Annotated in this window: 14 protein-coding genes; 6 read left to right on the top strand and 8 right to left on the bottom strand. The window is 34.2% G+C overall.

What is annotated here, in order from left to right; all coding sequences use genetic code 11:
- Positions 1-16 precede the first annotated feature (16 nt).
- The 4 genes from OLM54_RS17745 to OLM54_RS17730 form a co-directional block, all read right to left on the bottom strand.
- Entirely contained in the window at positions 17-1,084 is a 1,068-nt protein-coding gene (locus tag OLM54_RS17745; protein ID WP_264535894.1) for an efflux RND transporter periplasmic adaptor subunit, read from the bottom strand.
- Positions 1,085-1,093: 9 nt separating this feature from the next.
- Entirely contained in the window at positions 1,094-2,428 is a 1,335-nt protein-coding gene (locus OLM54_RS17740) for a TolC family protein (RefSeq protein WP_264535893.1), read from the bottom strand.
- A gap of 10 nt (positions 2,429-2,438) precedes the next feature.
- Positions 2,439-3,038, bottom strand: a complete 600-nt coding sequence (locus OLM54_RS17735; protein WP_264535892.1) for a TetR/AcrR family transcriptional regulator — start codon at positions 3,036-3,038, stop codon at positions 2,439-2,441.
- Positions 3,039-3,145: 107 nt separating this feature from the next.
- Complete coding sequence (locus OLM54_RS17730; protein WP_264535891.1) at positions 3,146-3,667, bottom strand: YceI family protein; 522 nt, start codon at positions 3,665-3,667, stop codon at positions 3,146-3,148.
- A 278-nt stretch (positions 3,668-3,945) separates the two neighbouring features.
- Between OLM54_RS17730 and OLM54_RS17725 the strand changes: the two genes are divergently transcribed.
- Positions 3,946-4,920, top strand: a complete 975-nt coding sequence (locus OLM54_RS17725) for a polyprenyl synthetase family protein (protein ID WP_264535890.1) — start codon at positions 3,946-3,948, stop codon at positions 4,918-4,920.
- A gap of 176 nt (positions 4,921-5,096) precedes the next feature.
- Here OLM54_RS17725 and OLM54_RS17720 read toward each other — a convergent pair whose 3' ends face one another.
- The 3 genes from OLM54_RS17720 to OLM54_RS17710 form a co-directional block, all read right to left on the bottom strand.
- Positions 5,097-6,962 carry an alpha,alpha-trehalase gene (locus OLM54_RS17720; RefSeq protein ID WP_264535889.1) on the bottom strand — a complete coding sequence of 622 codons (1,866 nt, stop codon included), beginning with the start codon at positions 6,960-6,962 and terminating at the stop codon, positions 5,097-5,099.
- On the bottom strand, positions 6,952-8,172 hold the full coding sequence (locus tag OLM54_RS17715; protein ID WP_264535888.1) for an MFS transporter: 1,221 nt from the start codon (positions 8,170-8,172) through the stop codon (positions 6,952-6,954). The genes OLM54_RS17720 and OLM54_RS17715 overlap by 11 nt, the downstream gene beginning before the upstream one ends.
- A gap of 208 nt (positions 8,173-8,380) precedes the next feature.
- Complete coding sequence (locus OLM54_RS17710) at positions 8,381-11,020, bottom strand: TonB-dependent receptor (RefSeq protein WP_264535887.1); 2,640 nt, start codon at positions 11,018-11,020, stop codon at positions 8,381-8,383.
- A 164-nt stretch (positions 11,021-11,184) separates the two neighbouring features.
- On the opposite strand from OLM54_RS17710, the gene OLM54_RS17705 reads away from it, so the two are divergent.
- Together OLM54_RS17705 and OLM54_RS17700 are read left to right on the top strand one after the other, a co-directional pair.
- Complete coding sequence (locus tag OLM54_RS17705; protein ID WP_264535886.1) at positions 11,185-12,210, top strand: LacI family DNA-binding transcriptional regulator; 1,026 nt, start codon at positions 11,185-11,187, stop codon at positions 12,208-12,210.
- A gap of 41 nt (positions 12,211-12,251) precedes the next feature.
- On the top strand, positions 12,252-12,608 hold the full coding sequence (locus tag OLM54_RS17700; protein WP_264535885.1) for a hypothetical protein: 357 nt from the start codon (positions 12,252-12,254) through the stop codon (positions 12,606-12,608).
- A gap of 354 nt (positions 12,609-12,962) precedes the next feature.
- On the opposite strand, the gene OLM54_RS17695 is transcribed toward OLM54_RS17700, so the two are convergent.
- Entirely contained in the window at positions 12,963-13,520 is a 558-nt protein-coding gene (locus OLM54_RS17695) for a hypothetical protein (protein WP_264535884.1), read from the bottom strand.
- Positions 13,521-13,637: 117 nt separating this feature from the next.
- Here OLM54_RS17695 and OLM54_RS17690 point away from each other — a divergent pair, with 117 nt between their 5' ends.
- The 3 genes from OLM54_RS17690 (at position 13,638) to OLM54_RS17680 (ending at position 20,445) form a co-directional block, all read left to right on the top strand.
- Complete coding sequence (locus tag OLM54_RS17690) at positions 13,638-16,412, top strand: 2-oxoglutarate dehydrogenase E1 component (protein WP_264535883.1); 2,775 nt, start codon at positions 13,638-13,640, stop codon at positions 16,410-16,412.
- A gap of 77 nt (positions 16,413-16,489) precedes the next feature.
- A complete protein-coding gene (odhB, locus tag OLM54_RS17685) occupies positions 16,490-17,746 on the top strand; it encodes a 2-oxoglutarate dehydrogenase complex dihydrolipoyllysine-residue succinyltransferase (protein ID WP_264535882.1) in 1,257 nt (418 codons plus the stop codon).
- Positions 17,747-17,964: 218 nt separating this feature from the next.
- Positions 17,965-20,445, top strand: coding sequence for a TonB-dependent receptor (locus OLM54_RS17680; protein WP_264535881.1), 2,481 nt, complete (start codon positions 17,965-17,967; stop codon positions 20,443-20,445).
- Positions 20,446-20,451: the final 6 nt, after the last annotated feature.

The raw sequence follows: 20,451 nt of genomic DNA, 5'->3' as shown, positions 1-20,451 counted from the left end.
TGCTTAATGCTTTAAATTATTTAATAATTTCTACTGTATTACCGTCTTGTAAGTTAATTTGACCTGTAATAATTACAGTTTCTCCGTCAGATAATCCATTGATAATTTCTACTTTATCACCTAAAATTCTTCCAGCAGTTACTTTTCTTAATTTAGCAATACCTTTTTCAACTACAAAAATCTCGTTGCTGCTCACACTACCTACGAATGCATTTCTAGGTACAACCATAAGGTTTTGTTTTTGTTGGTTTGATGCAAAATTTGCAGTTCCGTACATACCTGCTTTCAGGTCGTTATTTGCATTGTTTGCGATTTCAATTTCAACAGGAAAATTCAAAGACTCATCTGCTTTTGAAGCAATAAAAGTAATTTTTCCGGAAAAAGTTTTATCAGGATAAACACTTGCAGTCACTTTAATCTGGTTACCTACTTTTAAACTTGCAACCTGAGTTTCGTTTACTGTAACTACTAGTTTAAGTTTAGAAACATTTACAATATCAAATAATGCAGTTGCCGGCATTCCTGCTAAAATAGATCCCGGTTCAATATATTTTTTATTGATAAATCCGTTTATAGGAGCTTTTACTTTAGTATCTCCAACATTAATGTTTGCTTGTGTTAAGCTCGATTGTGCGTTTGTTAATGCTAATTTTGCCTGATCTAATTGTTGTTTTGTAACACCACCGGTTTTAAAAGCATTTTCATATCTCGCATAATCAGATTTTGCATTTTGATAAACTGCCTGAGCTTGTTGTGCACTAACATTAATTACATCTCCTCTTACTGTCAATAAAGTTTGACCTACTCTTACGTAATCTCCTTCTTTAGCCAAAACACTGATTACTTTTCCAGATTTTTCAGCAGAGAACGTTAATTCCTGAATAGGCTGAAAGTTTCCGTTTGCCACAAAGTCCAAAGAAATCTCTTCTGTTTTTACAGGAGTTACTTTTACCGAAACTGCAGCATTTTTCTCTGCAACGACATCTGTTTTTGCTTTATTCTCTTTCTTATTATTATTTAAGATAAATCCAATCAGAGCTAATGCTGCGATTATGACTACGATTGTTATAATAGTTTTCTTCATTGTAATTAGTTATTTAATAAGAGTTTTTAGTTCGCCTTTTGATTTGATTAGTGATACTTCGGCAATTTTATAATTTAAAACTGCTCTTGTGTAATTATTTTGAGCTTCAAGTGATGCATTTTCAGCATCTAACAGATCTGTTAAAGATGCTAATCCCTGAAGGTAATTGTTTTTTGTATTGCTTAAAATTTCAGATGCCAATTGCATATTTTCTTTCTGATTATTGATCGTTACAAGGTTATTCTCGATTTGAGCCATTGCATTTCTATAATCTAAATCAAGAGAAAGTTTGGTGTCTTTAATGTCTTCCTGAAGCGATCTGATTTCTACATCGGCTTGTCTTACTTTAGCGCGAGTTCCAAAACCTGTAAAAATTGGTACATGTAAATTCAATCCAATTGAAGAGTAATCAGACCAATAAACACCATCTGAAGGTTTTGCAAACCAAGGCATTTGTGGTCCCTGACCAATATAATTGTATCCTGCAGTTAATGAAAGTGTTGGGTAATATCCTGCTTCAACCGCTTTCTTATTAAATACTAAAAGTTCTTCTTGTTTTTTCAAAAGCAAATATTCTGTTCTGTTTTCTACATTTGGAACTTCTGTTAAAGCAGCCGGAACAACTTCAAATTCTTCTTTTGGCATATCAATTTGAGTTTCAATAGGCATTCCCATATAAAACTTCAAAGCATTTTCCTGTAAAGTAATTTGATTTTTAATTTGCTGACGTTCTGTATCGATATTAGACATTTTTACAACGATACGATCTAAGTCAATTTTTTTAGCCAAACCATTGTCAAACTGTCCTTTTACAATATCACGAACCTTTGTAGTATTTACGTAATTGCTGTCTAAAAGAACCAGTCTTTCTTTTTGCACATAAACAGAATAGTAGTTATTTGCAACTCTTTCAATAACTTGTTCTTCTGTTAACTGATCGTTTATTTGATAAAATTCACGTGTTGATTTCGCTGCTCTTAATCCTGTAAAAACAGATTGATCAAAGATTGCCTGAGTTAAAGAAACTCCTGCATTTGATGTCCATTTTTGACCAAATGCCGCCTGAATTGTAGTTCCCGGCTGACCAAATCCTGCTCCGTCAATAACTGTTGTCTGAATTACCGGATTGTACGTTAAATTTCCGTTTGCAGAAATTTGAGGCAACGCTCTTGAACGTATTTCCTGAATTTTATACTCGCTATTTTCAACCTCCAATTTAGATTTTTTCGCATCCGCTTTGTTTTGAAGCGCATACGTAAGAGCATCTTTCAGGGTTAAGGTTTGGACTTGTGCGTTGACAGTCAAGCCAATTGTACACAAAAATATAAGAATTATTCGTTTCATAGATTGATGATTAAGTAATAATTTTTTTAAGTTGTTTTTCTAATTCTAGTATTCCATCTGGTGTTGCCATTGCTCTGGTGTGATATTCCAAAGCTTCTAATTCAATTTCTTGCGCTTCTCTCTCTGAAATCGTGTTTTCGTTAATGTGAAAAATTAAAGTGTAATAAAATTTCACATAAATCTCTATGTTTAATTCCGGGCGATACAGTTTCTCCCGAATTCCTTTTTGTATATTTTCTGTAAAATATTGCGTACACTGATCGATTTCGTGTGACAATACATTTTGATATATTTCCGGATAATGTTTTTTTAACTGATAAATAGGAGACGTATCAATATTGTTTTTAAACATGTCTCTGAACATTTCTCTAATTTCAAAATTTTCCTGAATCGCGTTGTGATTCTTCGCTACGATAGAGTCAATAATTTCGTGTACTTGTCTGTGAACCATCGAAGTACTTTCTTCAATTAAAACCTCTTTATTACAAAAATATTTGTAAATCGTTTTTTTTGAAATACACATTTCACCTGCAATATCATCCATCGTCACACTTTTAAAGCCTAACTTTAAAAATAAATCGCTTGCTTTTGCTATGATTTTTTCTTTCATCTTAATTTTCAAATTGCCTTACAAATATAATTCGGAAACTCGTTTTAAAAAAAATAGTTTCCGCTATTTTGTAATAATTTTACATTAATTTATTCCTTGTATAAGAATTATATGCTAAATTCCAGATTTGCTATTAGCTTAATATCTTTTCCAAGCGCCAATCCGCCGTTGTGATTGTATGAATTGTAGTCTAATCCAAAATCCTGACGTTTAATATCGCCTTTAATTTCAAAAGCTACTTTTCGCTCCCCGTTATAAGAATTGATTCCAATAAACTCAGCATCAAGTTCTACCACTTTAGTTACATCTTTTATTGTTAAATCACCTTTGAAGAAATTGATATTATTATTTAATTTCTGAAAAGAAGTCGATTTAAAACTAATAATCGGATGTTCGTTTACATTAAACAAATCATTCAATTGTAAATGCGTATCAATTTGCTGAAAACTATCAGCCTTATTATTTATATCCAATGAAAACTCAACCGAAGCATCTTCAATTTCATTGTCTTCAATATTAACATAACCATCAAATTTGTTGGTAGTTCCCCCCAAATAAGCGATTATAGAATGTCTCATTTTAATTAAAACATCTGATTGATTAGAATCTATGGTCCACGTTGTTATCATAAGTATCTTATTTTATGAGTTTATAAATTACTCAAACTCTCCATGGAAACTTTTTAAGTGTTATAAGTTTCCATTTTGAAAGTGCAAATATAGACAGGAAACTCTAAACACCAAAAAAGTTTCCAAGTTTTTTCAAAAATAATTCTAACTTCCTAAAAATAAAGGCTTTCGCTTTTCTTTTTATGGAAACGAAATGGAAACTGCATTCCTTTAAAACTTTGAAACTAATAATTCATATTTGAGTTGTATCTTTGAGCTTCGATAATCAGAATTTTATTATGCACGATATTAGTCAGTACCAGGATTTTTTTATTAGTTATTTAGAAAGCCAAAGCATTACCAAAGAACCTAAAAACCTTTATGAACCAATTGAATATATTTTAGGTCTTGGAGGAAAACGAATGCGTCCGGTACTAACATTAATGGCGGCAGAAGTTTTTAATACTGATTATAAAGTGGCACTTCCGGCAGCAATGGCCGTTGAAGTTTTTCATAATTTTTCGCTGGTTCACGATGATATTATGGATGATGCACCCTTGCGAAGAGGAAAAGTAACTGTTCATGAAAAATGGAATATCAATACCGGAATTTTATCCGGAGATGCCATGCTTATTCTGGCTTATCAGTATTTTGAACAATATGATCCAGCCATTTTCAGGGATTTAGCAAAACTGTTTAGCAAAACTGCGCTTGAAGTTTGCGAAGGGCAGCAATGGGATGTTGATTTTGAAGAAAGAAACAACGTAACGATTCCCGAATATCTGAAAATGATCGAATATAAAACGGCAGTTTTAGTCGCGGCAGCCATGAAAATGGGTGCAATTGTAGCCAAAACTTCTGAAAAAGAAGCCAATTTAATTTATGATTTCGGACTAAATCTAGGGTTGGCATTTCAGCTTCAGGATGATTTTTTAGATGCTTTTGGAGATCCCGAAACATTCGGAAAACAAGTTGGCGGTGATATTATCGAGAATAAAAAAACGTTTTTATATATAAAAGCATTAGAGTTTTCTTCGACCGAAAAAGCTTCTGAATTACAAAAATTATTCAGTTTACAACTCGAAGATAATTCAGAAAAAATCGAAACTGCAAAAGCGATTTTTAACGAATCAGGCGCTTCAAAAGCTACACAGGAAGCGATTGAAATGTATACGTACAAAGCATTTGAAACTTTAGATAAAATGGATATTAATGCTGAAAAGAAAGATATTCTTAGAACTTTTGGGGAGAATTTAATGGGGAGGAAAGTTTAGTTTTCAGTCTCAGTTTTCAGTCAAGTTTGTAAACTGAAAAGGCAAAATTTAAGCCACAGATTAAAAGATTTTCACAGATTAATCTTTTAATCTGTGGCTGTTTTTTATGCATAGTAAACCCGATAGTCCCGAAGCCTCGGGATTGAAAACCTGTTAGGTTTGCCATTTGCGGATAATTAGAAAAGCTCATCAGGATCAACTAAGTCTGATAATTTTTGTTTAAGCTTATCTTTTAAAATCGTTAAACCATATTGATACGAAGCATTCATCCAGCCAAAACCTTCTTCGGTTATATAATTAAATTCCGTTCCTACGTTTCCGTATTCTGCAAAAATTTTGTGTGAACTTATCGATAAATCAAACTTTTCAGGAATCGTTCCATTATAATCAACAGCGTTTCTGGTAATGAGCCAAAGCCAGCGATAGACCATTTCCTGTGCTTCTTCATTAAAATTATAATTCAGTAAACCTTCCCACAAAAGCATTTGATGCGGTGCCCAGCCAAACGGATAATCCCATTGACGTGTTGGTGAATTTTTATCTAATTCAGAAATTGATTCTTTAGTACTTCCGGCAATTCCGCCTTTCATTTTAAATTTAGGAAGCGTCTTTTTTACCAAAACTTCTGCTTGTTCGGGAGTGCTTATTTTCGCCCAAAGCGGGTAAAAAGTAGTTGCAGCTTCAAAAAAATGCTGTTCTTCGTTTACAAAATTATAATCAAAATAAATTCCGTATTCAGGATTCCAGCACAATTCGTTGATTTTTTCTTTTCTCGAAGTTGCTTTTGCTATCCAATAATCGCTTGAATACGATTTGTCTTCAAAATACTGAAATTCATCTTTAAAATATTTTTTAATCAAAAACGCAATATCTGTTTCATATTTATAAAGCAGACTATTTATGGCAACCGTATTTAAATTAGCACAAATTCCAACCAATCTGTGTGTGGTATCGTGACCACTTTCGCGCATACTGCGATCGTGTGTAAAATACTTATCAAGTTCCGGATCGACGATTTCTCGTTCCAGATATTTCTTTTCGAATTCTCGAGTCGATAAATTATATTTTGGCGCATATTGTTCCAGAATATCATCAAAATGCCCTTCCTCAACTTCAAACGGAAGTCCGATTCCTTCTGCTTTATAGCGATTTAAACCATTTGCTGTCAGTCGTTTTCCTTCTTCCATCCAAACCGTTTTGTATTCTTTTATTGCCGTTTTTAAATGTCTTTCAATCCAAAAAATATCCGGCTTTGACTTTTCTAAAACATCAATAATCAGCGATGTATAAAGCGGCGGCTGCGTACGGGTTAAATAATAACTACGGTTTGCATTTAGAATTTTTCCGTAATGATCAATTTGATATTTAAAATTCTCTGCAATGCCCAAAGCAAGATTGATTTTATCATCAATCAAAAGTCCTTTGGCAATAAAATAACTGTCCCAACCGTACATTTCATTAAATCTTCCGCCCGGAACGACAAACGGAACTCCAAGAATTTCATTGTTTTTTATTTGAAGAGCCAAAGCTAAAATTCCCGGTTTTTTATTGAGCGATAAAACATATTCCGGAGAAATATTTTTAGGCAATTGTACCACTTTTAATTTTGGAGTTGAAGCTTCTAATTTTTTGAAATAATCAAAAACAATTTCATCTCCAAACGGTACATACAAATACGCTGTTTCATTTTCTATTTTATCATCTTCCAGAATTTTCTTAACGCCAATTGCATCAATTGTTCGCGTAAGACCATTCCAGTATAAGTCTTTTATTTTTCGTGAAATTCTTTTTACCGGATCTTCTGTAATTTCATTCAGGTCAATTTCGGCAAATTCGACATTATTTTTTTTGGCTAAAGCCAGTTCCTGCAATAAATTCGAAAGCTGATAAGTTCCTTTAATCACTGCATAATTCCCATTTACATCGTTTAATAAAAAGCTTTTGGGACCATTATCATCAATCGTTATTTTTTTATCGCCGTCAGTATCTTCCTGAGCCAATAATTTTTCGATGGTTTGGGTTATATGTAATTTAAATTTCATCTCTTGCAGTTATTTTTTTAAGAATAAAAAATGATATCAGTAATAAAGACATCGGAATTAAGGTAAAATAAAAAGCTTTTTCCGGTCCTTCATTTTTAAACAGCCAACCTGTAATTCTGGAACCTAATGTGCCGCCAAGAGCAGAAAAAATTACAATTAATCCGGTCATTGAACTTTGCAGATTTTTAGGCAAAGCACTTAATACAATTGAATTTAATAACGGATAAATGGGCGCAATAAACAATCCGATTAAAGGAAATGCAAAACCTATTAAAGGTATATCTGAAAGTGTATTGATATTTTTTACTTCTAATCCAACAGTTTTTGGGAGCACAAAAATAACCAGCAACATTGCCGATATAATACAGAAACTTAAAACCCAGATCCAGTTTACTTTTTTGGTTACAATGCCTGCAATCAATCTTCCGATAGCTAATGAAATTGCCAAAATACTAGCCATCATAATACTGATATTCTCCGGTAAATGAAGCACTTTTGTATTGAATGTTGGCAACCAGGAAAGGATTCCCTGTTCGATCATTACAAATAAAAAGACGCTAATAACAAAAATAACAGTAAGCAATTTTGCCATTAATTTGAACATTTGCATGAAATCATCTTTAAGGTTTGCGCCTGCTGAAACTTCGGCTTCTTCGAATTTTACAAAAAATAAAAACAAGAACGAAAGCAATGATAATCCAGCCAGAAACCAATACACATTCAACCATGAATTTGGATCGTTTTCGTTATTAAAAGCCGGGAATAAAAAATAAGCCAAAGCAATTCCAACCATAAAAAAACCTTCAATACTGCTCATTAAAGCGTTGTGCTCTTTCTTGGTTTCGGTCACGGTTCCTATTAATGAATAAACCGAAACTTTTATCAAAGCAAACGAAACTCCAACGGTTGCAAACAAGATTTTAGCATTATCAAAAGAGTTTCCAAAATACATAGAAATACAAGCCAAAGTAACCAAACCTAAACCCGTAAGCATCGCTTTTCTATAGCCAATTCTTGGTAAAAAAGAAGCGATAAAAAATGATACAATAGCGATTGGCATGTCTTTAAAAGCCTCTAAAATACTGGCCTGAACTTCATCAACTCCGTAATTTCTCTGCGATTTTAAAATCACGATTCCTACGCTGTTTAATAAAATAGCAAAGACAAAATAATTAAGGTAAAGAGAGATTTTGATTCCTATGTTTTTCATTTTTTTAATTTGTTTTGTCTATGCTTTGTGGTCATTTCGTTGGTTGTAATTTTAACACATAGAAACATAGTTTAGATTGCACTCAAAAGGCGTTTCACTTACATTAATTAACATAGACTATGTGTGGAAACTGGTTTCTTTTTTGCTCTTTTTAAAGATAAAATCTATGTTTCTATGTGTTTAATATTTTTATGGTTTATATCTAAATTTAGAAATTAACGGCAACCGAAAATCTAAAGGCGCGGCCTAAAATTGGTCTTGCCATAAATACATCACTTGCTGCAGATGTTGTTTGTCTCGGATCTCCTTCTGTTAAACCAATTTCGTTAAATAAATTCGAAGCATCAACTGCAAAACGAAGATTATTATAGGTATAATTTAAACCTGCTCCAACTTCTTTATAAGCCGGTAAAACCTGTCTGTTGTCCTGATTCGTGAATTTTTTATCGTAATAAGAAAACTGAACATAAGCCGTAAAATCTTTTGTAATATCAACTTCCGGTCTTAGGTTACAGAAAAATTTAGGGATTCTTCTTGCTGTGTTTCCGTTAAAATCAAAAGTAGAACCATCTGCATTTGTTCCTGTAAAATTATCATATTCCGGTTTTTGAACGGTGAATGTAAAGTTCAGTTTTACCATTTCATATCTCGCATTCGTTTCTACTTCAAGACCAATATTATTTACATCGGCAAATTTATTCTCAGAAGAACCGTCAGATAAAATATCGGTGAAAGCCACATTTTTTAAACCCATGTGAAATAAATTCGCATTTACAGAGAAGAACGAATTAGCATATTTATAACCCAATTCAAACTGGTTTACTTGTGTATTTTCCAATTTACTTAAATCGGCTGCATTATCATAAAATGATTCTTCAATTGGTGATCTAAAGCCATGGCTGTAACGCACATACGAAGCCATTTTATCATTAAATTTATAGTTTCCAGCCGCAGTATAAGACCATTCGCTCACGTCATATCTCCAATACGTATACGGATTTCCTTTTACAGTTGTAACCGCATCATCGGCCGTATTGTTGTCTAAAATTCCTAAATCTTCAGCAAAAAATCTGGCGTTGTCTCTGTATCCTGAATATTTGTCTTTATTGTATCTTAAACCTGCGTTGAAAGTCAGATTATCTGTCGCTTTAATTTCGGCGTCAGCATAAATATCATTCAAAAGCCCTTTTGTTTGCGCATCTCTTTCAAGCCACGTAATTCTTTCTACGCCATTCCAGGTGTGATCAACCCCAGTCGTATTATCTTTTACATTTAATAATCTTGGATTGTCTGAAACGCTTACTAAATAAGAATTCCAGTTCCAGTATTGATTTGATTTCCAGTTAGAATAGTAGTAACCAGCCGTTAATTTCACCGGATCTAAATCAAAAGAAAAAGAAAAATTATTAGCAAAATTGTTCATCTTTTTCTGGATGTGCCAAAGATCTGCCCTCATAATTAAAGCATTTGGATCTAAAGCCGCACCATTATCGACATACGAATAAGCAAGATTTCCGGCAGTTGTATTTTGAATATCTGTTGCATAAGCATCTTGAGTCCAAGGTCCGCCATTTGGGAAAATAGCATTATAATTCAAGTCAATGCTCGTTTGTTTGAATGCATTTTTGAACGTAACTTTCTCAGATATTTTCTTTTTAAATTCAGCTCCAATCGAGTTGATAACCGGATGAGAACCATCTTCTAAATCTGCGCTAAAAGTTCCGCCGCCATATTGAGGCACGTTTAAATGACTGAAATTTACCGAAGTCAATGTTCCGTAATTTGGGTTGAAACCATCAATTCCTTCAATTTTTCCGTTATTACTTTTTAGCGGAATTGGCAAATAGAACGTATTTCTGTCATCAAGATGTTTGAAGTTAACTCTTAAATAATCGCTGTCATCAAATTTATACGTAATGTTTCCTTTTATTTGTCCGCCTTTATTTGCTGTAAAACCGGTATTTCTTACGCCATTATCGGCTCTGTAAAATCCGCCGACATTAAAAAATAATTTATCCTGAATTAAAGCGCCTGATAAATTAAGATCAGTTCTGAACATTCCATAATCTGAAGTCGTGAATTTTGCTCTACCCATAAATTCATTCTGACCCGTTTTTGAAATAAAGTTGATGATTCCACCCGGAGCATTATTGGCAAAAATAGAGGCAGAACCTCCACGAACGGCTTCCATTTTGCTTACGGTTTCATCTAATCTGTAAAAAGTATCGGCGTTGGCAAATTGCAAAGCTCCGTCTTCAAAAACCGGCAAACCGTCTTCCTGAATTTGTACATATTCATACGCTCCGGCAGACGGAATTCCTCTTGCAAAAAGGTTATTTCCAATTTCTCCTCCTGATGCTTCCACCACAAATCCGGGAATTGTTTGCAATAAAGCCGCCGTACTTGATGGTGCTCTGTCTTCTATTGCTTTTGCGCCCATTGTAGTAATTGCAACGCTTGATTCTAGTTTTGATCTTGGCGTTGAAGATCCCGTTACCACTACTTCTTTTAAGTTTTGTGATTCGCCTTCAAGCAATAAGTTTACTTGTAATGACTCGCCTTCTTTAACTGTAATTTCTTTACTGTATGTTTTGTAACCTACATTTGTGGCTTCTACAGTATAACTTCCGGCAATAACATCTGAGAAAATATAATTTCCATTTTCATCTGTTACCGTACTTTTTCCCGTGTCTTTTAAAGATACATTTGCTCCCGGAACTGTTTGTCCGGTTTCGTCTGATACTTTTCCGGAAACAGTATTTTTTGCTTGGGCAAATAGATTATTTGGAGCAAAAACCAAGCACAATAATAAAAATATTATGCTTAAATAAGAATGTTGCTTTTTCATTTTTTTTCGGTTTGGTTAGTAAAGTTTTCTTTATTGAATGTAAACTTAATTACTATTTAACTTCAATTTAAGAATTCGGAATCGAAAACGTTTTCGAAAACACCTAAAACGTTTTCGGAAGTTAATATTTTACCAATACATTTTATTTTTACTACTTTTATTTCATGAATGACACAAAACTAATAGACATTGCTTCGGCATTAGGAATTTCAGTTACAACGGTTTCAAAAGCATTAAAAGGATATACTGATATTAGTAAATCTACGCGTGCAAAAGTTATCGAAATGGCTGAAACAATGAATTATATGCCTAATTCTGTTGCCGTAAACCTTAGAACCAATGAGACCAAAACAATTGGTGTGATCATTCCCGCAACGGTGCATCATTTTTTTTCGAGTGTATTAAACGGTATTTTAGAAGAAGCCGAAAAAAGAGGTTATCTGGTTATTATTTTACAGTCAAACGAAAAGTATGAATTAGAGAAAAAACAGCTTGCTTTATTGATTCAAAAACGGGTTGACGGCGTTTTAATGTCGCTCTCCAATGAAACGGATGATTTCTCTCATATTAATGAAGCGATTCGGAAAAATACTCCCGTTGTTTTATTTGATAAAATTGCTAAAAGAGTCGATTGCTCTAAAGTTGTTATTAATGATGCAAAAGCGGCTTATGATGCTGTGACGTACCTTATTAATAAAGGCTATAAAAAAATTGCACATTTTCGTGGTTCGTATGTTCCGCAAAATTCTATCGATCGCTTTTTAGGATATAAAAGAGCGCTTGAAGCGCATGGAATTGAGTATGATTCTAAGCTGGTTTATGTTTGCGATAATAATACCGATTTTGAAGACGGTTACGAAAATGCCCAGAAAATCATGACGGAACATCCTGATATTGATGCCATTTTTGCGATTACTGATTTGGTCGCTATCGGAATTATTAAATATTTTAATGAAGCAGGAATAAAAACGCCTGAGCAGGTTGCCGTTTTCGGGTTTAGCAATTGGTTTATGAGCACGGTTATTTCACCTAAATTAACCACAATTGATCAGCCGGGATTTGAAATGGGACATGCTGCGGTTTCTATTTTAATTGATGAAATTGCAGACATTAAAGAACATCGACCTGTTACGCATCAAATTATAGAACTTCCTACGAGAATCATAGAAAGAGAATCGACCGTTAAATGATTTTTTAGTTTTAACTTTGTGCCAATCTTTAAAAAGCATCAATGTTTCCAATTCCTGAAAATACCGATTTTTTATTGGCTGATGCCGAAAGCGAAAATTTATATCTCAACTTAATTGAGCAAATTAACAAGGATTTTAATTTAGCGAATGAAGGAATCGATTTTCCATTAAGTATTTCTCCCGAAGAACTAAAAATTCAGCTTCACGAAAAAATCTACCGAATGATTCAGTACAAATTTGCTGAATATTTAAACCTGCTTTATATTATCGATGTCTCAGAAACTGAAATCAAAAAACTAGACGGTTCTGATTTAGTAATTCTAGCCGAACAAGTTTCTTTTTTGGTTTTAAAGAGGGAATGGCAGAAGGTTTGGTTTCGAAATCATTATTCTAAATAGAAGGTACAAAGGGGCAAAGTTGCAAAGGAACAGAGGTTTTCTTTTTGCTTTAAATTTTAAAACGGTATAGTCCCTACGGGACAAAATGTTGGTGGTGTATTAAAATTCTATCAATATGTAATCTCTACGAGATATGCTTTTAGGAATGAATATTTGGTAAAAATGAAACGCAATCTTATCATCTCAATTTCTTATTCGTTTGAACGGATTAATCCCGAAGCTTCGGGACGTTGCTACAAAATAAATCATTCCTCCGGAATTTTTCTTTAAGAGTTCCGGAGAAACAAAACATATTGTAGGGTGGATGATTGCTAAAAAAACCTTTGAGCCTTTGTTACTCTGAACCTTTGAACCTCAGAAATACACCCTCACAAAAGGCATAAACGCAGATCCGTACAAACTTTTTTCATCATTAAATAAAACGTCGTAACGGGCTCCAATTGTAACGCTTCCGGTTCTGTAACCGGCTCCGAGATATAGGGCGGTATTCCAAAAATTATCTGAGTATGATGGTCTGTAAGGCGTTGCATCATAATTTGTATTAACACGAACTTGTTCTAATTCTGCAGATAACTGGACTTCCGGAATTGGGTTTACGAGCGTAATTAAACTTCCTCCGTAAACAAAAGAGTCATAGTAATTTTTTGAAGAAAGATATCCAAATTGCAATCCCACACCAACTGCTACAATTTCGTTAACATTATAAATGGCACTTGGCATTACAGAGATATCAGTGTAACCGGAACCTATCCCAAGTCCCAGACCGCCTCCAAACTGCACCTTATCCCAAAAATGATTGCTATTGTCAATAACATACTTTTGTGCTTCCTGAGCAAAACTTAGTTTCGAAAAGAGCAGTATCAAAATCATAAATAATGATTTGAAAACGATTGAAATTTGATTTTTTTTCATAGGTTAACACTATTTTTAACAAATTTTTACGTAAAAGTAAGCAAAAAAAAGATTTAAATAAATGCGATTGTTGTACTTTTGCCTTTCTATTTAACAAAAAGTATATTCACTCATATTATGGATAGGTTTTCATTTTTAAATGCAGCGCATACAGAGTTTTTCGCACAATTATATGATCAGTATTTAGTAAATCCAGATAGCGTTGAGCCAAGCTGGAGAAGTTTTTTTCAAGGTTTCGACTTTGGACAAACGACTTATAATGACGAAAATCCAGTTCAACGGATTGTTGAATATGTGACTAGCGACAACACAGATTACAGTAAGGTTTCAGAAAAACTGCAAAAAGAATTTAATGTTCTGAAATTAATTGATGGATACCGCACAAGAGGACATTTGTTTACAAAAACAAACCCTGTTCGTGACCGTAGAACATCATCTCCAACTTTAGACATTGAAAATTTCGGACTGACAACTGCTGATCTTTCAACGGTTTTTGATGCCGCTCAGACTATCGGAGTGGGACCATCTACATTACAAGACATTGTTATTCGTCTTAAATCTATTTACTGTCAGCACATTGGTATTGAATATATGTATATTAGAAATCCTGGCGTTGTAAAATGGATTCAGGATAAATTAGCTGTAAATGTTAATCAGCCAAATTTCTCTTCTGAAGAAAAGAAAACTATCCTAAACAAATTAAATCAAGCTGTTTCTTTCGAAAACTTCTTACATACTAAATATGTTGGTCAAAAAAGATTCTCGCTGGAAGGTGGAGAATCTATCATTCCTGCTTTGGATGCTTTGATCGAGCAAGCTGCTGAAAAAGGTGTTGAACAATTCGTAATGGGAATGGCTCACCGTGGCCGTTTGAACGTTTTGGCAAACATCTTCGGAAAATCAACTCAGGATATTTTTGGTGAGTTTGACGGTAAAGATTACGATCAGGAATATTTTGATGGTGACGTAAAATACCACTTAGGTCTTACTGCCGACAAAAAAACAAGATCAGGAAAAAATATCAATATCAATTTAGCACCAAACCCTTCACACTTAGAAACGGTTGGAGCTGTAATTGAAGGAATCACAAGAGCGAAGCAAGATAAATATTATGCTGATGATTTCTCTAAAGTATTACCTATCGCCGTTCACGGAGATGCTGCAATCGCAGGTCAGGGTATTTTATATGAAATTATTCAGATGGCGCAACTTGACGGTTACAAAACCGGAGGAACGATTCATATCGTAATTAACAACCAGGTTGGTTTTACTACTAACTATTTAGACGCTCGTTCATCTACTTATTGTACAGACGTTGCTAAAGTTACACTTTCGCCGGTATTGCACGTAAATGCTGATGATGCTGAAGCTGTTGTACACGCGGTATCTTTTGCATTAGATTACAGAATGCAATTTGGACGTGATGTATTTATCGATTTATTAGGATACAGAAAATACGGTCATAACGAAGGTGATGAACCTCGTTTTACGCAGCCTGTTTTATATAAAATCATCGCAAAACATAAAAATCCAAGAGATATTTATGCTGAAAAATTATTGTCTGACGGCGTAATCGATGCTACTTATGTAAATGGTTTAGAAAAAGAATACAAATCGAATATGGAGGAGAACTTAGAAGCTTCACGTAAAAAAGATTTGACAATTATAACGCCATTCATGAAAAACGAATGGAACGGATTTGTTCAGGTAACTGATACACAAATGCTTCAAAAAGTAGATACTTCTTTTGACAAAAAAGGATTGGATTCTATCATCAATACAATCTCAACATTACCATCTGACAAGAAATTCATTAGCAAAATAACTAAAATTGTTACGGATAGAAAATCAGGATACGACAATAACACTATCGATTGGGGAACTGCAGAAGCTTTGGCTTACGGATCTCTTTTAACAGAAGGATTTGATGTTCGTATTTCTGGTCAGGACGTAGAGCGTGGTACATTCTCTCACCGTCATGCCGTTGTTAAAGTTGAAGATTCTGAAGAAGAAGTAATTCTATTGGATGGTATCGAAAACAAAAAAGGAAAATTCGGCGTATTCAATTCACTTTTATCTGAGTACGGTGTTCTTGGTTTTGATTATGGATATGCATTGGCAAACCCAAATGCATTAACAATTTGGGAAGCGCAATTTGGAGATTTCTCTAATGGAGCTCAAATCATGATTGACCAATATATTTCATGTGGTGAAGATAAATGGAACAACCAAAATGGTATCGTTTTATTATTGCCTCACGGATATGAAGGACAAGGTGCAGAACACTCTTCTGCAAGAATGGAACGTTACTTACAGCTTTGTGCCAGACAAAATATGTATGTGGCTGATTGTACAACACCAGCGAACTTTTTTCACTTGTTGAGAAGACAAATGAAAACAAATTTCCGTAAACCTTTGGTAGTTTTTTCTCCAAAAAGTTTATTGCGTGATCCAAGATGTGTGTCTACAGCAGATGAATTGGCAACAGGAAGTTTCCAGGAAACAATTGATGATAATACAGTAGACAAAAAAGCTGTAAAAACATTAGTTTTCGTAACTGGTAAATTCTATTATGATATTGTTGCTGAGAGAGAAAACAACGGAAGAAATGATGTTGCAGTTGTTCGTATCGAACAATTGTTCCCATTACCGGTTGAACAATTAAAAGCAATTATTGCAAAATATCCAAACGCTGATGATTATGTTTGGGCACAGGAAGAGCCTAAAAACATGGGGGCTTACAGCTTTATGTTAATGAACTTTGATCTTGTAAAATGGAGATTAGCCTCATTAAAAGCTTACGCTGCTCCGGCATCAGGAAGTTATACACGTGCTAAACGCCGTCATGCAGATGCGATTAGAATGGTTTTCGATAAAAATTTATTCAGATAAAAAAATGTTTCAAGTTTCAGATTTCAGGTTTAACAGCCTGAAACCAGGAACCATAAAAACCTTAAACAAAAACAAAGATGATTTTAGAAATGAAAGTCCCATCACCAGGGGAATCAATAAAAGAAGTTGAAATTGCAACTTGGTTAGTAAAAGACGGAGATTATGTAGAAAAAGATCAAGCTATTGCTGAAGTTGATTCAGACAAAGCAACTCTTGAATTACCGGCTGAAATGAGCGGAATTATTACGCTAAAAGCAGAAGAAGGTGATGCAGTTGCTGTAGGAGCTGTAGTTTGTTTAATTGATACTGATGGTGTAAAACCTGCAGGTGATGCTCCGGCTGCACCAGCGGCTGAGGCTCCAAAAGCAGAAGCACCAAAGGCAGAAGTAAAAGCTGATCCCGAAGCTTCGGGACCAAAAGCAGCACCAGTACAAGCTCCGGCAGCTACAAGTTATGCAGCAGGAACTCCATCTCCGGCTGCAAGAAAAATATTAGACGAAAAAAATATAGCGCCAACTACAGTTTCAGGAACTGGTAAAGACGGAAGAATTACTAAAGAAGATGCTTTGAATGCAGTACCTTCAATGGGAACTCCAACTGGTGGAAGCCGTGGAACTGAGCGTACTAAATTATCTATGTTACGTCGTAAAGTAGCAGAAAGATTAGTAGCTGCTAAAAACGAAACTGCTATGTTAACGACTTTCAACGAAGTTAACATGACGCCAATTAACCAAATTCGTAATGAATACAAAGATGCTTTTAAAGCAAAACATGGTGGTCTTGGTTTAGGTTTTATGTCTTTCTTTACAAAAGCAGTTACAAGAGCTTTACAATTATATCCTGATGTTAACTCAATGATGGATGGTGATTATAAAATTGCTTACGATTTTGCTGATATCTCAATCGCGGTTTCAGGACCAAAAGGTTTAATGGTTCCTGTTGTTCGTAATGCTGAACTTTTAACTTTCCGCGGAATCGAAGCTGAAATTAAAAGATTGGCACTTAGAGCGCGTGACGGTCAGATTACTGTTGATGATATGACAGGAGGAACTTTTACAATTACGAATGGTGGTGTTTTTGGAAGTATGTTAAGTACACCAATTATCAACCCTCCACAATCAGGAATTTTAGGAATGCACAATATTATTGAGCGTCCAATTGCTGTAAACGGTAAAGTTGAAATTCACCCAATGATGTATGTTGCTCTTTCTTATGACCACAGAATTATTGACGGACGCGAGTCTGTTGGTTTTCTTGTTGCGGTAAAAGAAGCTTTAGAAAATCCGGTAGAATTATTGATGAATGGCGATGCTAAACGTGCTTTAGAATTATAATTTTAATAATTTTCTTAATATATCAAAAGCCTGTTCATTCATTTGAACAGGCTTTTTTATTGTAAATGTGAAATTAAAACCGTAATTAATTGTTAAATTTATAAATAAATGCAAATTTTACTTTTTAATATACAATTTTATTTAGAATAAATAAAAATAGCTTGTTTGGTTTGTTTTCAAAAACTAAATTTGCGCTATTAAAATCAATTCTAAATAACATGAAATATAAATTTACAATTTCTTTTTTGAGTTTTTGTTTTGCTTTGTTGACTACAACAATCGTTTCGGCGCAAGAAAAAGCAACCATTAAAGGTCAAATTACGTTAACGAACAACGATGCTGCAGATAATGCTTCGGTAGTTTTAAAAGGAACTAAAATAGGAACTAATACAGACAGCAACGGTTATTACGAAATTAAAAACATCAAACCGGGAAACTATGTTGTTAAAGTTTCTGCTGTTGGTTTTTCTTCGAAAGAAAAAAGCATTTCTATTAATGCCGGAGACGAATTAATTGAGAATTTCTCTATTACTCCAAATTCTGAAGAATTAGATGAAATTGTTGTAAACGGAAACAAAAAAAATACTTTTGCCCGTAAGGAAACACAACAAGTATCAAGATTACCTCTTAAAAATCTTGAAAATCCACAAGTTTACACTACAATTACAAGTGAACTTTTAAAAGAGCAGGTTGTTACAAATCTTGACGACGCTTTAAAAAATGCCCCGGGATTAACACCACTTTGGGCTTCAACAGGACGTGGAGGTGATGGAGCAGGTTATTTCTCATTAAGAGGATTTGCTGTTCAGCCAACTATGATCAACGGATTGCCGGGATTAACTAACGGAAGTTTAGATCCGGCAAACATTGACAAAATTGAAGTAATTAAAGGACCATCAGGAACTTTATTTGGAAGCAGTTTAATCTCTTACGGAGGTTTAATTAATATTACTACAAAAAGACCATACGACCATTTTGGCGGTGAGGTAAATTATACTGCTGCAAGCAACGGTTTAAACAGAGTTACTGTAGATGTAAACACGCCATTAGACGACGAACATAAAATCAATTTCCGTTTAAATAGTGCTTACCACACAGAAAATAGTTTTCAGGATGCCGGATTTAGAAAATCATTCTTTTTTGCGCCGTCTTTATCGTATCAGGTTAGTGACAAACTTTCGTTTTTCATTAATACAGAATTCATGAACAACAGACAGACAAACGCTACAATGTTGTTTTTAGACAGAAGCACTCCTTTAAGAGTTCACAACATGGATGAATTAGGTTATGATAACAAACGTTCTTATACAAGTAATCAACTTGCAATTGAAACTCCATCGTACAGTCTTCAAGGACAAATGAATTACAAATTTAATGACCAATGGACTTCTCAAACTGTAGTTTCAAGAGGTTCATCTTCATCACAAGGATATTATTCTTATTTATATGAAGGTACACAATATGCTCCAGCTGAAATAAGTGAAGGAATTGTTTTGGGACGTTCTATGAATTACCAAAATTCTACAACACTTACAACTGACATCCAACAAAATTTCATTGGCGATTTTAAGCTGGGAAATATGAGAAACAGAATCGTTGTTGGTTTAGATTACTTCAACAGAGGAGCTGTTGACAATGGTTCTAATTATGTAGCAAATGGTAATGTATATATTGGTAATCTTGATTTAGCAACAGTAAATCAATACCTTTATGGAATTACTAATCCTGCTAATTATATTACTAATGGTGATAGTGGAAATTTAACTAAAGCCGGAACTGATGCTCTTATTGCTGGTGCAGGTTTAAGCAGCAATAAAACAAAACAAGAAGTATACAGTGCTTATGCATCAGATGTAATTAACTTTACTCCTGCTTTATCTGCCATGGCTAGTTTACGTGTTGACCGTTTTATTACAGCGGGTGATTTAAGTACAAATGCAGATGATTTTAATCAAACAGCTTTCTCTCCAAAATTCGGATTAGTTTATCAGCCAATTATTGATAAAGTATCTCTTTTTGCTAATTACATGGATGGTTTTGCTAATTCAGCTCCTGTAACTGAAATTTTATCTGACGGAAGTACACGTCCAAGAACTTTTAATCCGGAGCATGCTAATCAATTTGAAGTTGGAACAAAATTAAATGTATTTAAAGATAAACTTTACGCTACATTCAGTTATTATAACATTGAAGTAAAAGATCAGGTTTATGTTGTTTATGGCGCTACAACGCAAACAGCTTTCCAGGATGGAGCACAAAAAAACAAAGGTTTTGAAGCAGAAATCGTTGCAAACCCAATTGACGGATTAAACATCGTTGCCGGATATAGCTATAATGATGCTATTTTACTTGCCGGTGATCCAGACTTCGTAGGTCACAGACCAGAAAGTGGAGGACCGCAAAATTTAGCAAACTTATGGGCAAGCTATAAATTCCCTGAAGGTGATTTAAAAGGATTTGGTTTAGGTTTTGGAGGAAATTATGCCAGCAAAAACAAAATCATGAACCGTACAGTTGTTGGAACTTTTACACTTCCTGAATATACAGTGATGAACTCTTCAATATTTTACGGAACAGAAAAATTCACATTAACTTTGAAGATTGATAATATCGCAAATGTTGATACGTATGACGGATGGTCTACAATTCACCCAAGAAACATGCGTAGTGCAGCAGCAAGTTTCACATACAGATTCTAATAAAAA

It is taken from the genome of Flavobacterium sp. N1736, assembly GCF_025947065.1.
Classification (GTDB): domain Bacteria; phylum Bacteroidota; class Bacteroidia; order Flavobacteriales; family Flavobacteriaceae; genus Flavobacterium.
This window is presented reverse-complemented; position numbering and strand designations above follow the sequence as displayed.

Excerpts from the sequence above, each read along its gene's own strand:
- OLM54_RS17745 (WP_264535894.1), bottom strand. The coding sequence starts at position 1,084 with ATGAAGAAAACTATTATAACAATCGTAGTCATAATCGCAGCATTAGCT.
- OLM54_RS17740 (WP_264535893.1), bottom strand. The coding sequence starts at position 2,428 with ATGAAACGAATAATTCTTATATTTTTGTGTACAATTGGCTTGACTGTC.
- OLM54_RS17735 (WP_264535892.1), bottom strand. The coding sequence starts at position 3,038 with ATGAAAGAAAAAATCATAGCAAAAGCAAGCGATTTATTTTTAAAGTTA.
- OLM54_RS17730 (WP_264535891.1), bottom strand. The coding sequence starts at position 3,667 with ATGATAACAACGTGGACCATAGATTCTAATCAATCAGATGTTTTAATT.
- OLM54_RS17725 (WP_264535890.1), top strand. The coding sequence starts at position 3,946 with ATGCACGATATTAGTCAGTACCAGGATTTTTTTATTAGTTATTTAGAA.
- OLM54_RS17720 (WP_264535889.1), bottom strand. The coding sequence starts at position 6,962 with ATGAAATTTAAATTACATATAACCCAAACCATCGAAAAATTATTGGCT.
- OLM54_RS17715 (WP_264535888.1), bottom strand. The coding sequence starts at position 8,172 with ATGAAAAACATAGGAATCAAAATCTCTCTTTACCTTAATTATTTTGTC.
- OLM54_RS17710 (WP_264535887.1), bottom strand. The coding sequence starts at position 11,020 with ATGAAAAAGCAACATTCTTATTTAAGCATAATATTTTTATTATTGTGC.
- OLM54_RS17705 (WP_264535886.1), top strand. The coding sequence starts at position 11,185 with ATGAATGACACAAAACTAATAGACATTGCTTCGGCATTAGGAATTTCA.
- OLM54_RS17700 (WP_264535885.1), top strand. The coding sequence starts at position 12,252 with ATGTTTCCAATTCCTGAAAATACCGATTTTTTATTGGCTGATGCCGAA.
- OLM54_RS17695 (WP_264535884.1), bottom strand. The coding sequence starts at position 13,520 with ATGAAAAAAAATCAAATTTCAATCGTTTTCAAATCATTATTTATGATT.
- OLM54_RS17690 (WP_264535883.1), top strand. The coding sequence starts at position 13,638 with ATGGATAGGTTTTCATTTTTAAATGCAGCGCATACAGAGTTTTTCGCA.
- odhB (WP_264535882.1), top strand. The coding sequence starts at position 16,490 with ATGATTTTAGAAATGAAAGTCCCATCACCAGGGGAATCAATAAAAGAA.
- OLM54_RS17680 (WP_264535881.1), top strand. The coding sequence starts at position 17,965 with ATGAAATATAAATTTACAATTTCTTTTTTGAGTTTTTGTTTTGCTTTG.